14 protein-coding genes are annotated in these 14,468 nt (G+C 65.3%); 7 read left to right on the top strand and 7 right to left on the bottom strand.

Annotated features, from left to right (window positions below):
- Positions 1-179: 179 nt before the first annotated feature.
- A complete protein-coding gene (serC, locus tag MUK71_RS02925; protein WP_227905765.1) occupies positions 180-1,307 on the top strand; it encodes a phosphoserine transaminase in 1,128 nt (375 codons plus the stop codon).
- Between the two features lie 38 nt (positions 1,308-1,345).
- On the opposite strand, the gene MUK71_RS02920 is transcribed toward serC, so the two are convergent.
- Genes MUK71_RS02920 through MUK71_RS02910 form a run of 3 tightly spaced genes read right to left on the bottom strand, consistent with a single transcriptional unit; the run spans position 1,346 to position 3,612 of the window.
- Positions 1,346-2,626 (bottom strand): MFS transporter, encoded by a 1,281-nt coding sequence (locus tag MUK71_RS02920; protein ID WP_227905764.1) that lies wholly within the window; start codon positions 2,624-2,626, stop codon positions 1,346-1,348.
- Positions 2,627-2,679: 53 nt separating this feature from the next.
- Positions 2,680-3,207, bottom strand: coding sequence for a DUF3027 domain-containing protein (locus tag MUK71_RS02915; protein WP_227929238.1), 528 nt, complete (start codon positions 3,205-3,207; stop codon positions 2,680-2,682).
- Between the two features lie 21 nt (positions 3,208-3,228).
- Positions 3,229-3,612, bottom strand: coding sequence for a cold-shock protein (locus tag MUK71_RS02910; RefSeq protein ID WP_227905763.1), 384 nt, complete (start codon positions 3,610-3,612; stop codon positions 3,229-3,231).
- Positions 3,613-3,812: 200 nt separating this feature from the next.
- On the opposite strand from MUK71_RS02910, the gene MUK71_RS02905 reads away from it, so the two are divergent.
- The 6 genes from MUK71_RS02905 to MUK71_RS02880 all read left to right on the top strand — a co-directional run bounded on the left by MUK71_RS02905 (position 3,813) and on the right by MUK71_RS02880 (position 10,990).
- On the top strand, positions 3,813-4,139 hold the full coding sequence (locus tag MUK71_RS02905) for a hypothetical protein (protein WP_227905762.1): 327 nt from the start codon (positions 3,813-3,815) through the stop codon (positions 4,137-4,139).
- A 39-nt stretch (positions 4,140-4,178) separates the two neighbouring features.
- Positions 4,179-6,608, top strand: a complete 2,430-nt coding sequence (locus MUK71_RS02900; protein WP_227905760.1) for a helicase-associated domain-containing protein — start codon at positions 4,179-4,181, stop codon at positions 6,606-6,608.
- Positions 6,601-8,247, top strand: a complete 1,647-nt coding sequence (locus MUK71_RS02895) for a DNA repair helicase XPB (RefSeq protein ID WP_227929201.1) — start codon at positions 6,601-6,603, stop codon at positions 8,245-8,247. Before MUK71_RS02900 ends, MUK71_RS02895 begins: the two co-directional genes overlap by 8 nt.
- Before the next feature lie 88 nt (positions 8,248-8,335).
- Positions 8,336-9,049, top strand: coding sequence for a response regulator transcription factor (locus MUK71_RS02890; RefSeq protein ID WP_227929202.1), 714 nt, complete (start codon positions 8,336-8,338; stop codon positions 9,047-9,049).
- A gap of 55 nt (positions 9,050-9,104) precedes the next feature.
- Positions 9,105-10,535 carry a sensor histidine kinase gene (locus MUK71_RS02885; RefSeq protein WP_227929203.1) on the top strand — a complete coding sequence of 477 codons (1,431 nt, stop codon included), beginning with the start codon at positions 9,105-9,107 and terminating at the stop codon, positions 10,533-10,535.
- Between the two features lie 164 nt (positions 10,536-10,699).
- Complete coding sequence (locus MUK71_RS02880; protein WP_227905752.1) at positions 10,700-10,990, top strand: WXG100 family type VII secretion target; 291 nt, start codon at positions 10,700-10,702, stop codon at positions 10,988-10,990.
- 110 nt (positions 10,991-11,100) lie between these two features.
- On the opposite strand, the gene groL is transcribed toward MUK71_RS02880, so the two are convergent.
- The 4 genes from groL to MUK71_RS02860 all read right to left on the bottom strand — a co-directional run bounded on the left by groL (position 11,101) and on the right by MUK71_RS02860 (position 14,454).
- The gene (groL, locus tag MUK71_RS02875) at positions 11,101-12,738 is read right to left on the bottom strand and encodes a chaperonin GroEL (protein ID WP_227905746.1); all 1,638 of its coding nucleotides are present in this window, start codon (positions 12,736-12,738) and stop codon (positions 11,101-11,103) included.
- Positions 12,739-13,094: 356 nt separating this feature from the next.
- Complete coding sequence (locus MUK71_RS02870) at positions 13,095-13,298, bottom strand: cold-shock protein (RefSeq protein WP_227905745.1); 204 nt, start codon at positions 13,296-13,298, stop codon at positions 13,095-13,097.
- Between the two features lie 120 nt (positions 13,299-13,418).
- On the bottom strand, positions 13,419-14,051 hold the full coding sequence (locus tag MUK71_RS02865; RefSeq protein ID WP_227929204.1) for a LytR C-terminal domain-containing protein: 633 nt from the start codon (positions 14,049-14,051) through the stop codon (positions 13,419-13,421).
- A 70-nt stretch (positions 14,052-14,121) separates the two neighbouring features.
- Positions 14,122-14,454, bottom strand: coding sequence for a DUF3263 domain-containing protein (locus MUK71_RS02860; RefSeq protein WP_227905743.1), 333 nt, complete (start codon positions 14,452-14,454; stop codon positions 14,122-14,124).
- Positions 14,455-14,468: the final 14 nt, after the last annotated feature.

The raw sequence follows: 14,468 nt of genomic DNA, 5'->3' as shown, positions 1-14,468 counted from the left end.
AACATACCGCTGCCCCGGGTGTACGCCAACACGTTAGCCTATTCGCCCGACGCCCCGTAAATTGCCCGGCCTGCAGCACATCCTCCCGTGGCCGGGGTCATAAATCGTCCGGTGGAGGAGGGTGCGGCAGAATGGAATTGCATACGCGCTTTCCCCTGACACGCTTGGAGCGATAACCAATGGGCGATACCGCCGCACTGAAGATTCCCGCCGGACTCCTGCCCCGCGACGGCCGGTTCGGCGCCGGACCGTCCAAGGTCCGCCCGGAACAGATCGAGGCGCTTGCGCAGGCCGGAGGCAGCCTGCTGGGCACCTCCCACCGCCAGGCACCCGTGCGCAACCTTGTAGGCAGCATCCGTAACGGCCTCTCCGACCTGTTCTCGGCGCCCGAGGGTTATGAAGTGGTCCTCGGCGTCGGCGGGTCCACCGCCTTCTGGGACATTGCCTCCTTCGGCCTGGTGGAGAACAAGGCCCAGCACCTCTCCTTCGGTGAGTTCGGTTCCAAGTTCGCCGCCGCCACCAACAAGGCGCCGTTCCTCTCCGCCTCCAGCATCATCAAGGCCGAACCGGGTACCCGGCCGCAGCCCGTGGCCGAGCCCGGCGTAGATGTTTACGCCTGGCCGCAGAACGAGACCTCCACCGGCGTAGCAGCTCCGGTCCAGCGGGTGCAGGGCGCCGACGACGGCTCCCTGGTCCTCATTGACGCCACTTCCGCTGCCGGCGGGCTGGACGTGGACCTGGCCCAGTCCGATGTGTATTACTTCGCCCCGCAGAAGAACTTCGCGTCCGACGGCGGGCTGTGGCTTGGCATGTTCTCCCCCGCCGCGCTGGAGCGTGCGGCGCGGATCAACGCCGGCGACCGTTGGATCCCCGACTTCCTGAACCTGCAGACGGCCATTGATAACTCGCGGCTGAACCAGACCTACAACACGCCGTCGTTGTCCACTCTGGTGACCCTGAACTCGCAGGTCCAGTGGCTCAACACCAACGGCGGGCTGGCCTTCGCCGCCGGCCGCACTGCCGAATCCGCCGGCCGCATATACTCCTGGGCGGAGAAATCCGCGGTGGCCACGCCGTTCGTCGCCCGGCCCGAGGACCGCTCAAACGTTATTGCCACCATCGATTTCGATGACAGCATTGACGCGTCCGCGATCGCTGCGACCCTGCGTGCCAACGGCGTGGTGGATGTGGAGCCCTACCGCAAGCTGGGCCGCAACCAGCTGCGGATTGCCACCTTTGTTGCCATCGAACCCGATGATGTCAGCGCCCTGCTGAACTGCATCGACTACGTGATCGAGCATTCCTGACCCTTCAGGCCAGCAGCATCAGGCGCAGGACCCGGACACTAGGCGTTGTCCGGGTCCTGCGCCTTTTCCGGGATGTCGGTGGTCATGCTCAGGCGGCGCGGCAGGCTGCGGTCATAGTGGAACCGCATTCCGTAGGTCCGCCACGCCCAGACAAAGCCCAGTGTGGCCGCCACAATGCCGGCAGCGGCCGCTACCCCAAGGCTCCAGCGCGGACCGAAGGCGTTGGAGACCCAGCCGACCACCGGGGCGCCCAGCGGCGTTCCGCCCATGAAGATCGCGAAATACAGCGCCATCACCCGCCCGCGCATTCCCGGTGCGGTGGTGGTCTGCACATAGGCGTTGGCGCTGGTCATCAGCGTGAGGGCAAACAGCCCCACCGGGATCAGCGAGAGTGCGAACAGGATCAGGTTGGGTGCGGCGGCGGAAAGGATGCAGGCGAACCCGAAGGCACCCGCGGCGCCGAAAACAAACCGCAGCCGTGGCCGGTCCCGGCGGGCGGAGAGTAAGGCACCGGATACCGAGCCGATCGCCATCACTGAGTTGAGCACCCCGAAGACCCCTGCATCGCGGCCAAATTCCGTGCGCGCCATTGCCGCTATATATATGGCAAAGTTCATGCCGAACGTGCCGACAATGAAAATGGCGAGCATCACCATCATCAGGTCCGGCCGGTGGCGCACATAGGCCAGCCCCGCCCGGATGCGCCCCTTGCCGGCGGCCGCCTTCGGCATGGCCCGCAGTTCCCCGGCACGCATCTTCAGCAGGGCCACCACCATGGCGCCGAAGGTCAGGGCATTGAGGATAAAGACCAGCCCCGGGCCGACGGCCACGGTCAGCAGGCCCGCGACGGCGGGGCCGATCATCCGTGCCCCGTTAAAGGAGGCGCTGTTCAGGGCCACGGCGTTCGGGAGATCCCGTTCCGAAACCACTTCGGACACAAAAGCCTGCCGTGCCGGACCGTCAATGGCGGAAACAATCCCCAATGCCATGGCAAACGCGTAGACATGCCACAGCTCGGCATGGCCGGAGAGAACCAGCAGGCCCAGGGCGAGGCCGAGACCGCCCATACTGATCTGGGTCAGCAGCAGGACCTTGCGGCGGTTGTAGGTATCCGCAATCAGTCCGGACCAGGGGGCGAGCAGCAGCTGGGGCCCCAACTGCAGGGCCATGACAATGCCCATCGCTGCCGCATTCTGGTCAGTGAGGATGTCATAGACCAGCCAGTCCTGTGCGGTCCGCTGCATCCAGGTGCCGATGTTTGAGACCAGGGCACCGAAAAACCAGATCCGGTAGTTAAAGATGCGTAGGGAACGGAACATCAGTTCAGCGCCCCCTGCGGGATTGATGAACCTGTTGCCGCAACCGTCACGGGTTAGTCGTCCTCCCCGGCACCCGTCGCGTCAGTGGAGGACTGCTGCCCGTCCTGCCGGGGCTCAGCCTGTTCCAGCGCGTCGCGGGCCTCCTGTTCGGCCTGCTCCTTCGCCTGCTGTTCCTGCTCGGCGGCGATATCCTCGGGCCGCAGCCGGTCGGACCACGGCACCCATTCAGGCGCCAACAGGGAATCCTCGGACGGCAGCAGACCCACCTCGCTGACCGTCACCTTTTTACTTCTGGGCATCCGCGCAACCGTGGAGTACCACTGCCATCCGCGGTAACCGGGACGCAGGGCCGCGAACCGGTGGGTTACCAGGCGCTCGGCATCCGCAACGGCGCCCACGTACTCGCCCACTTCTTCTTCAGCTGCGACCTCCAGCAGGCCGGCACGTGCTTCAGCCACTGCTGCGGCCAGGACGGCGTCGGGTTTACCGGGACGGCGCGGAGCCCGCCGCCGGGCCGCGGGAGCTGCCTGGTCGGATCCGGGTTCCGGAGACGTATCGGGAGAGGGGGTTACCGGTGTCATAGTCACTTCAGTACGCGAACCTTATACATCCAGGTCGTCAGCGACGGCGCGCAGGACTGCGGCCACCTTGGCGGCATGTTTCTTTTCCGGGTAGCGCCCGCGGCGCAGGCCGTTGGAGATTCCGTCAAGGAGTTTGATCAGGTCTTCGGTAATCACAGCCATGTCTTCGGCGTCCTTGCGGGTGGCCTTGGCAACCGACGGCGGTGCCTCCAAGATGCGTGCGGAAAGGGCCTGCGGGCCGCGCCGGCCGTCGGCTACGCCGAACTCCATGCGGGTGCCGGGCTTAACCTCGCTGACTCCTGCTGGCAGGGCCGAGGCATGAAGGAATACTTCCTGCCCCTCATCCGTGGCCAGAAAACCAAAACCCTTACCAGTGTCGAACCACTTGACCTTGCCGATAGGCACTTCGGTTACCTCGTTCTTAGTTTTCAGCAAGGCAGGGTTGCCTGCCTTTTCGTGTGACCCGCAGTCCGGCACGGAAGCGGCGCTCCGTACCCCAGAGATACTACGGGGAAGTCTGTTCCCTTTAGAATATCCCGACAAGGGAATCCGCCTCCAAGCCTTCCCCTTTGTCGGCTGGTTTTCCGCTGTTAGCGTTAATCACCATGAGCACCACGCCACCGGACGCGGTCCGGGCCACTGCGGCAGCGCAATCTCCGCAGTCCGAAGATGTGAAGTTCCATGATCCGCAGCCACAGAAAGGGTCCGGCATCTCCAACGGCACGTCTCCCCTACGCCGCATCGCTGCCGCCCTTGCGGGTGTGCTGGCACTGTTTGGCCTCGGCACTCTGGCAGCGGTTCTCTTCCTTTCCCTGCAGGGACGGACCGTTGAGCCCTGGCTGGTCGCAGCAACCTTTTATGCATTGCCCCTTGCCTTCGTGCTGATGGCGGGCCTGGTCATCGATTCAATCAGGCGCAGGCGCCGGGGCTGATCGGTCCGTTTCCCTCCCTCCTCAGGTAACGTGGTGCTGATGTCCGCGATTCGAGCTTTGGCCGATGATTTAGCCGCACGCAGCGACGACCAGCTGCGTGAATTGCTCACGGCCCGGCCCGATCTCGTACTTCCGCCGGTACCTGATTTCCAGGCCCTGGCGGCACGTGCGTCCACCCGGGTCAGCGTGCAGCGGATCCTGGAGAAACTCACCGCTCCGGAGCTGCAGGTCCTCGAAGCCGTGGACCTGACCACCAACGAGGATTCACACCTCAGCACCACTGCGTCCTGGCTCAAGGGCGCGATCGCCGGATCCACGATCAAATCCCTGGACGTCATTCTGGGACACCTGCATTCCCTTGCGTTGCTGCGCCGGGCGAAACCGCATCCGGGAGCCCCCAAAGCAGATGCCACGCGCCGCTTCTACCTGCCGGTCTCCGTTCTTGGCGAGGCGCTGGGCGCCTATCCGGCGGGCCTGGGCCGCCCCTACTCCACGCTTGCCGCCCAGCATCCCGAGTTCGGGCAGCGTCTCGTAGGCATAGTCGAGGGGCTGCGCAGCGCCGGGCTGCCTGTAGAGAAAGCCGACACCCCGGCTACCGCTGCCCACGCGCTGCATCATCTGGTGTCCGACCCGGTTGCCTGGGCATCGCTGATGAGCGGGGCACCTCCCCAGACTGCCGAACTGCTCCGCAGGTTTAAATATTCACCGGTGGGCACCATTCCCAAAAAAGCCGCCCTGGGACGTGCCGTGCTGGAAAACCCTTCGCCCACAGCGGTGGAATGGCTGGTGGCCCGCGGCCTCCTCGTCCCCCTTGATGCCCTGCATGTGGAACTGCCGCGCCCGGTGGGACAGGCGTCCCGCGGCCACGTCATCGTGGCCGACTTCCAACTGGAAGCACCCCGCCCCAACCCGCGCCCCGTAGCGCGCAACCTGCGCGACAATGCTGCGTTCGGAGCCGTGGCTGAAACCCTCCGCCTGGTGACGGAGTTGGTGGGCCTGGCTGCGGAAAACCCGGTAGGGACACTGCGCTCTGGCGGTGTGGGCGTGCGTGAAGTGCGGCGGCTGTCCGAATCCCTGCGCCTCGACGGCGCGGCCACCTCCTGGCTGCTGGAACTGGCCGCCCTGGCCGGGCTGCTGACCCTGGACGCCGCAACGTCCCGCTGGGGCGCCTCGGAAGGAGACTGGCTGCAGGCCAGCCGTGAGGAGCAGTGGCGGCGGCTGGTGGAAGCCTGGCTGGACGCCGACAGGGCTCCCTCACTGGTCGGTGCACCGCTGCCGGCCGGCGGAGCAGTCAACGCGCTGGCCGCCGAAGTCTCCCGCCCCGACGCTCCGGTGGTCCGGCGCCGGGCCCTGGAAATGCTGGCACTGCTCTCGGAAGTCGAAAGCTCCGGGGACTCCGTGAACGCCTTTGACACTGAGGACCTCATAAGTGCCCTCACCTGGCACCAGCCCCGCCTGCAGCGGCGTTTTGCCCGCCTGGTGCCGGGCATTCTGCGGGAAGCGGCACAACTGGGACTTCTCGGTTCCGGCGCCCTGACCGTCCTGGGCGCCGCCGTGTCCGAGGGCGACTACGTGCGGGCCGCCTCCGTGCTGCGCGATGCTTTGCCGGCGCCGCTGAACTCCTTTTTGCTGCAGGCGGACCTGACCGCCATCGCGCCCGGCTACCTGGAGCCCGACGTCGCGCGTGAACTGGCGCTGATTTCCACCGCCGAAGGCCAGGGCCCGGCCACCATTTACCGTTTCTCGGCCGAATCCATCCGCCGTGCCCTGGATGAAGGACTCGACGCCGAAGGCATCCTCAGGTTCCTGCGCCAGCATTCCGCCACCGAAGTCCCCCAGCCGCTGAGCTACCTGGTGGAGGACACCGCCGCCCGGTACGGCCGGCTCCGGGTCGGCACCGCCGGGTCCTATCTGCGCAGCGACGACGAGGAAGGGCTGAGCGCGCTGCTCGCGGACCCGCGCACCGCGTCGCTGGGCCTGGTCCGGCTTGCGCCCACCGTCGTGGCAGCTGGCGTGTCCGCCAAGGAACTCACGTTTTCCCTGCGGGAACTGGGGTATCCGCCTGCACTGGAGGGACCGGCCCGCAAACCGGTCGGCTCCCACCGGATGGTTCCCGTAGCTGCGCCGTCGTCTTCCAGGACCCGACTGAACCAGTGGGAGCTGACAGATGAGGATCTGGACAGGCAGCTCGCTGCCCTCCGCGGCGTTGGGCCAGTGCTGCATACCAGCGGTGAAACCGAGTCCTTGGTCAGCCTGGAAACCCTGCGCAAGGCTATCCGGACAAAAAGCTCTGTACGGATGGGCGTGGTGGACAGCCAGGGGAATCAGCGCCAGGAGATCTTTGTTCCCCTTTCAGTGAATGAGGGCAGGGTGCGGGTCTACGACCCGCGGCATGACGTGGAACGTACAGTGTCAGTACATCGGATTATGGACGTGGAAATAGTGGAGGGTAGCCCGGCACATGGTTGACGGACCGTTGATTGTCCAAAGCGATAAGACGATTCTTCTGGAAGTCGATCACCCGCAGGCTACCGAGGCCCGGCATGCCATTGCGGCTTTTGCCGAGCTGGAGCGTGCCCCCGAGCACATCCACAGCTACCGGCTCACCCCGCTGGGTCTGTGGAACGCCCGCGCTGCCGGCCTCGACGCCGAGCAGGTGCTGAACACACTGCTGACCTACTCCCGCTTCCCGGTGCCGCATGCGCTGCTGATCGACATTGAAGACACCATGTCCCGGTACGGGCGGCTGCGGCTGGAAAAGGACCCCCAGCACGGGCTGGTGCTGCGGACCAATGACTACCCGGTGCTGGAAGAAGTTATGCACGCCAAGAAGATCCAGCCGCTGCTGGGTCCGCGGATCGACGGCGAAACCGTGGTGGTCCAGTCCGCCATGCGCGGACAGCTGAAGCAGCTGCTCCTGAAGCTTGGCTGGCCGGCTGAGGACCTGGCCGGTTATGTCGACGGGACTCCGCACCCCATTCTGCTCAACGAGGACGGCTGGGCGCTGCGGCCCTACCAGAAGCTGGCCACGGAGAACTTCTGGGCCGGAGGCTCCGGCGTGGTGGTCCTGCCGTGCGGGGCCGGCAAGACCCTGGTGGGCGCGGCAGCCATGGCCACCAGCTCCACCACCACCCTGATCCTGGTCACCAACACCGTCTCCGCCAGGCAGTGGAAGGATGAGCTGCTCAAGCGCACCTCGCTGACCGAAGACGAGATCGGTGAATACTCCGGCGCGGTGAAGGAGGTCCGGCCGGTCACCATCGCCACCTACCAGGTCCTCACGCTCAAGCGCGGCGGCCTGTATCCGCACCTGGAACTTCTGGATGCCAATGACTGGGGACTGATTATTTATGACGAGGTCCACCTGCTGCCGGCACCGATCTTCCGGATGACCGCGGATCTGCAGGCCCGGCGCCGGCTGGGCCTGACCGCTACCCTGGTCCGGGAAGACGGACGTGAGGGCGAGGTCTTCTCCCTGATCGGCCCCAAGCGCTATGACGCGCCGTGGAAGGACATCGAGGCGCAGGGCTACATTGCTCCGGCCGAATGCATCGAGGTTCGGGTGGACCTGCCCCGGGATGAGCGGGTGGCCTACGCCATGGCCGAGGACGGCGACAAGTACCGGTTGTGCTCCACCTCGGAAACCAAGACCGGCGTCGTCGAACAGCTGGTCCGCCGGCACACGGGTGAGCAGACCCTGGTGATCGGACAGTACCTGGACCAGCTGGACGAGTTGGCGGAGCGCCTGGACGCTCCCGTTATCAAGGGCGACACCCCGGTGAAGGAACGCCAGCGGCTCTTCAACGAATTCCGTGAGGGAACGCTGAACACCCTGGTGGTGTCCAAGGTCGCCAACTTCAGCATCGACCTGCCCGAAGCCTCCGTGGCCATCCAGGTCTCCGGCTCCTTCGGGTCCCGGCAGGAGGAGGCCCAGCGGCTGGGCCGGCTGCTGCGACCCAAAGCCGATGGCAAGGCGGCACACTTCTACACCGTGGTGGCCCGGGACACCCTGGACCAGGACTTCGCCGCCAAGCGGCAGCGGTTCCTGGCCGAGCAGGGCTACGCCTATTCCATCCTGGACGCCTCCGATATCGAAAAACCGGTGTAGCGGGGACCTTTAGGATTCCCCGGCGCCATTCAGGAACTATCCGGCCCGCCTACAGACAACGTCCAGCTAAATGTAAGAAACTGGCGGGGTGAACAAATCGTCTACCCCTGAAGCACGCCTACTTGTTGTTGATGACGAGCCGAACATCCGCGAGCTGCTCTCCACCTCGCTGCGGTTCGCCGGTTTCGACGTCGTCGCTGCCGCCAACGGCCGTGAGGCCCTGGCCGCCGTTGACTCCCACAACCCGGATCTGGCCGTCCTGGACGTGATGCTTCCGGACATGGACGGCTTTACGCTGACCCGGCGCCTGCGCGCGGCCGGACAGCACTTCCCCGTGGTCTTTTTGACTGCCCGCGACGACACCGAGGACAAGGTCACCGGGCTGACCGTGGGCGGTGACGACTACGTCACCAAGCCCTTCAGCCTCGACGAGGTAGTCGCCCGCATCCGGGCGGTGCTGCGTCGCACCCAGCCCCTGGAAGACGACGACGCAGTCATCCGGGTGGATGATCTGGAACTCGACGACGACGCCCACGAGGTCCGGCGCGGGGGCGTCACCATCGACCTCTCCCCCACCGAGTTCAAGCTGCTGCGCTACCTGATGCTCAACCCCAACCGGGTGCTGTCCAAGGCGCAGATCCTGGACCACGTGTGGGAATACGACTTCAACGGCGACGCCTCCATTGTGGAGTCCTACATTTCCTACCTGCGCCGGAAAATCGACAAGAGCCCGGATGCGCCCGCGCTGATCCAGACCAAGCGCGGCGTCGGCTACCTGCTTCGCTCTTCGGAGAAGCGCTAGGCCCTTGATACGCCGCTGGAAATCCGCGTCGCTGCGGTCGCAGCTTGTCGCCATCATGGCCGTGCTAATGGTGGTGACGGTAACCATCACCGGCCTCGCCACCATCTACGTGCTGCGCCAGATCCTGGTCGGCCGGCTGGACGCGGACATTGAGGAAAACGCACCGAACGTCTCGCGCTATCTGGTGGTCAACGAGGCCAGCACGGATGCCTCGCTGTTCCGCTATTACGGCCTGTACCTGAACGAGGACGGAACGCACGGTCCGGCCACCCACTCGGAATCCGCCACGGATGTGCCGCTGCTGGGCAATTACACCGCCGAGCAGGTGGCAGAGATGGATACGCGCGGCTTTGATGTCCGCGGCACGGCTCCGCTGTCCAAGGGCTGGCGCGTGCGGATCTACGATTTTGCGAATCTGCCCGGCTCCGTGGCCGTGGCCGTTCCGCTGGACTCCGTGGCCGCCACGGTTGATGAGGCGGCTTCCCTGGTCTTTTCCGTAGGGCTGCTGGGTACCCTCGGTGCCACCGGAATTGCCTATTGGGCGGTGACCCGGCAGTTCCGGCCGTTGAGCCAGGTGGAGAAAACGGCCGCTGCCATTGCCGCCGGAGACCTGAGCCGCCGTGTGGAGGTCGGCAACCCCGCCACCGAAATCGGCCGGTTGTCCCGCTCGCTGAACGCCATGCTGGCACACATCGAAACGGCCTTCGCCGCACGCACGCAGTCCGAACGCAAAATGCGCCGTTTTATCCAGGACGCCTCGCATGAGCTGCGCACCCCGCTGGTGACGATCCGGGGCTTCTCGGAGCTGTACCGGCACGGTGCCCTGCAGAAACCCGAAGAGGTAGCGGCCGCCATGGGGCGGATTGAAAGCGAAGCCAAGCGGATGGGCCAGCTGGTGGAGGACCTGCTTACCCTGGCCCGCGTGGATGAACAGCGTCCGCTGGAGTATGCGCCGGTGGACCTGATGATCCTGGGCAACGACGCCGCCATGGACGCACGTGCCAGCGCCCCGGACCGCGACATCAGGGTGGTGGGCCTGGACGGCAACGGACCGCAGAGCGCGCCCACCATGGGCGATGAAGCCCGCCTGCGGCAAGTGGTGGCAAACCTGATGACCAACGCGCTGCGGTACACCCCCGAGGGCTCCCCCATCGAGGTGGCCGTGGGCGTGGCCCCGGTGATCCATGACCGCATGGACGCGGTGCTGGAGGTACGCGACCACGGTCCCGGCATTTCCGAGGACGACGCCGCCAGGGTCTTTGAGCGCTTCTACCGGGCGGATTCCTCCCGCTACCGGGAAACCGGAGGCACGGGCCTGGGACTGGCCATTGTGGCCGCACTGGTGGCCCAGCATGACGGAACCGTCCGGCTCGTGGAAACCGAGGGCGGCGGAGCCACCCTCTCCATCCGGCTCCCGTACCGGGCACCGGAGCAGTTGCCCGAGCACGAGCATCCCACGGATAACGGGGACAACCCGGAATCCTGACTCCGGACCCGGATCACCTTGTGGCCCACCCGGCCTCCACAGCCCTGCAGGCGGCCTGCGGGCAGGCGGCGCGCCCACAACGCAGCCCACTGCCGTCCAGCGGCTCAGCAGCGAGTATTAGCCTTCCCGGTACCGATAGTGAGTTCCTACCAGGAGGAAAAGACATGCCTTTATTCGCTGTGGACAGTGAGGCGCTCTCCGCCAAAAGCGCCGAAGTGCAGGGAACCATCGAACGCCTGCGGGCGGACGTGAACGGAATGCAGACCGGGCTCGCGTCGCTGAGCGAGATCTGGCGGGGCTCGGCGTCGGCCAACTTCCAGTCGCTGGTCACCGACTGGCGCGCCACGCAGGCACGGGTGGAGGAGTCGTTGGACAGCATCAACCAGGCCCTGGCTTTCGCGTCCGCCCAGTACGCCGAAACCGAAGCGGCAAACACTTCGCTGTTCATGCATTAGCCTGCGGAATACCGCCCCGGAGGGCCGTCCGGTCCGGGGTAACGCAACAGGCGCGGCACCCTGTCCGGGTACCGCGCCTGTTTACGCGTCAGCTGGGAGCAACCGGGGGCTTAGAAGCCGCCCATGCCGCCCATGCCGGCCATTTCGTCGCCGCCGCCCATGGCGGGAGCGGCCTTCTCCGGCTTGTCCGCAACCACAGCTTCGGTGGTCAGGAACAGGCCGGCGATGGAGGCCGCGTTCTGCAGGGCAGAGCGGGTCACCTTTACCGGATCGTTGACGCCGGCTGCCAGCAGGTCTTCGTACTCGCCGGTGGCTGCGTTCAGGCCGAAGCCTTCGGGCAGGCCGCGGACCTTGTCCACCACAACGCCCGGCTCCATGCCGGCGTTGAAGGCGATCTGCTTCAGCGGAGCGTCGATGGCAACGCGGACAATGTTGGCGCCCGTTGCTTCGTCACCCTCAAGGTTCAGGTTGGCGAAGGCCTTCAGGCCGGCCTGGATGAGTGCAACGCCGCCACCGGCGACGATGCCTTCTTCAACGGCAGCCTTGGCGTTGCGGACGGCGTCCTCAATGCGGTGCTTGCGTTCCTTCAGCTCAACCTCGGTTGCGGCACCGGCCTTAATGACTGCAACGCCGCCGGCCAGCTTGGCCAGGCGTTCCTGCAGCTTCTCGCGGTCGTAGTCGGAATCGGAGTTCTCGATCTCGGCGCGGATCTGGTTCACGCGGCCGGCGATCTCTTCGGCGTCGCCTGCACCTTCAACGATGGTGGTTTCGTCCTTGGTGACAACAACCTTGCGGGCCTTGCCGAGCAGGTCGAGCGTGGCGTTTTCAAGCTTCAGGCCAACTTCTTCGGCAATGACCTGGCCACCGGTGAGGATGGCGATGTCAGCCAGCTGGGCCTTGCGGCGGTCGCCGAAGCCCGGTGCCTTGACGGCTACGGACTTGAAGGTGCCGCGGATCTTGTTGACCACGAGGGTGGCAAGGGCTTCGCCCTCAACGTCTTCGGCGATGATCAGCAGCGGCTTGCCGGACTGCATGACCTTCTCGAGGACGGCAACCAGATCCTTGACGTTGGAGATCTTGGAGTTGACGATCAGGATGTACGGATCCTCGAGGACCGCTTCCTGGCGCTCTGCGTCGGTGACGAAGTAACCGGAGATGTAGCCCTTGTCGAAGCGCATGCCTTCGGTGAGTTCCAGCTCCAGGCCGAAGGTGTTGGACTCCTCGACCGTGATGACGCCTTCCTTGCCCACCTTGTCCAGTGCCTCGGCGATCAGGTCGCCGATCTGCTGGTCACCGGCGGAGATGGAAGCGGTAGCAGCAATCTGCTCCTTGGTCTCGATTTCCTTGGCGGAAGCGAGCAGCTCTTCGGTGACGGCCGCAACGGCCTTCTCGATGCCGCGCTTCAGGCTCAGCGGGTCGGCGCCGGCGGCAACGTTGCGCAGGCCTTCCCGAACCAGTGCCTGGGCCAGGACGGTTGCCGTGGTGGTGCCGTCACCGGCAACATCGTCAGTCTTTTTGGCAACTTCCTTGACCAGCTCTGCGCCGATCTTCTCGTAGGGATCGTCCAGCTCGATCTCCTTGGCGATGGAAACACCATCGTTGGTGATCGTGGGGGCACCCCACTTCTTTTCCAGAACCACGTTGCGGCCACGCGGGCCGAGGGTCACCTTGACGGCATCGGCGAGGGTGTTCAGCCCGCGCTCGAGGCCGCGGCGTGCCTCTTCTTCAAATGCAATGATCTTGGCCATAACGGCTATCGTCCTTCCGGAACAGTCATGCTTGGAGCAAAATGTTGCATTCCTGCCGAGGTGCCCGCGACGGACGGCCAGGCTCGCGCGATCTCTTTACGCGCTCCCCTGACCTCACCCCAGTGGGTTGCTGGTTCACTCAACGCCGTCGGACTTTTAGCAGTCATCCGGCAAGAGTGCTAAGTCAATAATTAGCACTCCCGCACACTGAGTGCAAGCCATCACGCCGCCCTGCCGCGCGCCTCACAGTGATCCCCTGTACAGGCTGCCGGAGAAGCAAAAGCAGCGGCGGAGCTGATGCTCCACCGCTGCTTTTATTCCCCTGTACGGGACGGGGCAAGGCCCGCGCCGGGCCGCTATACGGCCCGGACCTCTTCAGCCTGGGGACCCTTCTGCCCCTGGCCTATTTCAAACTCGACCCGCTGGCCCTCTTCCAAGGTCCGGTAACCCGAGGCCTGGATCGAGGACCAGTGAACAAATACATCCGTTTCCGCTTCGTCGAGGGTAATGAAGCCGTACCCCTTCTCCCCGTTGAACCACTTGACGATCCCCTGCGCCATGCTCTTTCTCCAACCGTGATTTTTCAGTGCCGCCCTCCGGCGGCTGGCATTACTCTAACCATGGTGTTCTGCATCACATGCGGGCAGGAGGATAACGTTTTGGTGTTTTTCTCCGTGCGGCTACTGGAATCCGGGTCCAAGGACCACCGTAACTACGGCAAATCCGGGTGTTTCCATAACCGTGGGGATGCCGAGCTGCGCAGCAACCTCGCGGGCGTTGGCTGCCTGGTCCGGTGAGCTGTAATAGACACCCGAGGCCTGCTGGGGCACTCCGGTCCAGTTACCCACCGTCCCCACCGGCCACCCGGCGCCGGAGATCCGGCCGGAAACGGAGGCACCAAGACCGCTGATTCCACTGGCGTTAAGCACTGTCACGGGCTGCGTCCGGTCCACCGCCGGTTCGGGCTCGGCTGAGGGCGTGGGCTCGGGCGTGGCCGCGGGACTCGGCGCCGCGGTTTCCTCGGCTTCTTCTGTCTCGCCGGCGGTGTCCTCAGGTGTGGGCGTGGGGGAAGCCGCGGGCTCGGCGGGTGCCGACGCCGTCGAAGAGGCTTCAGGATCTGCGCCACCCAGGTCAATGCCCAGGCGCGGCACCACAAAGTAGGCGGCCAGGCCGATGACCAGTGCGAGTACGCCCACGGTGATCAGCAGGCCCAGGCCGCGTGAACGCGACGGAATGAGGCGTTCACGGTGCACGCCCTGCCGCGCCGAGGTTTCGGGGACCTTGTCGAACTCGTCCCTGGGGTATTGGCTCATAGTGGAGAATCAATCCTTGTTCTGGTGGCGCCGCATCCTGGGCCGCCAAATGGTGGTTGGTGGACCGGAGCTAGATGCCGGAGCCCATACGGCGGGCGGTACGGGCGTTCTGGCGGGTCGTACGTAGTCTACGCAGTCGCTTGACCAGCATCGGGTCATGGGCCAGGGCCTCTTCGGTATCGATGAGGGCGTTCAGCACCTGGTAGTACGCGGTGGCCGACATCCCGAACAGGTCGCGGATGGCCTGTTCCTTGGCGCCGGCGTATTTCCACCATGCCCGCTCCAGTGCGAGCATCTGCTGTTCCCTGACGCCGAGCGGACTGTCCGGATCCACCGATTCATCGAGGGAAAACCGCCCGGTTTCCGATGATGCTTCCGCTGCCTCAGCCACACGTGCTCCCATGAAAGATCCTTGTC

The organism is Arthrobacter zhangbolii (genome assembly GCF_022869865.1).
Lineage (GTDB): Bacteria > Actinomycetota > Actinomycetes > Actinomycetales > Micrococcaceae > Arthrobacter_B > Arthrobacter_B zhangbolii.
The sequence above is the reverse complement of the archived record's forward strand: the minus strand, read 5'-3'. Positions and strand labels throughout refer to the sequence as shown.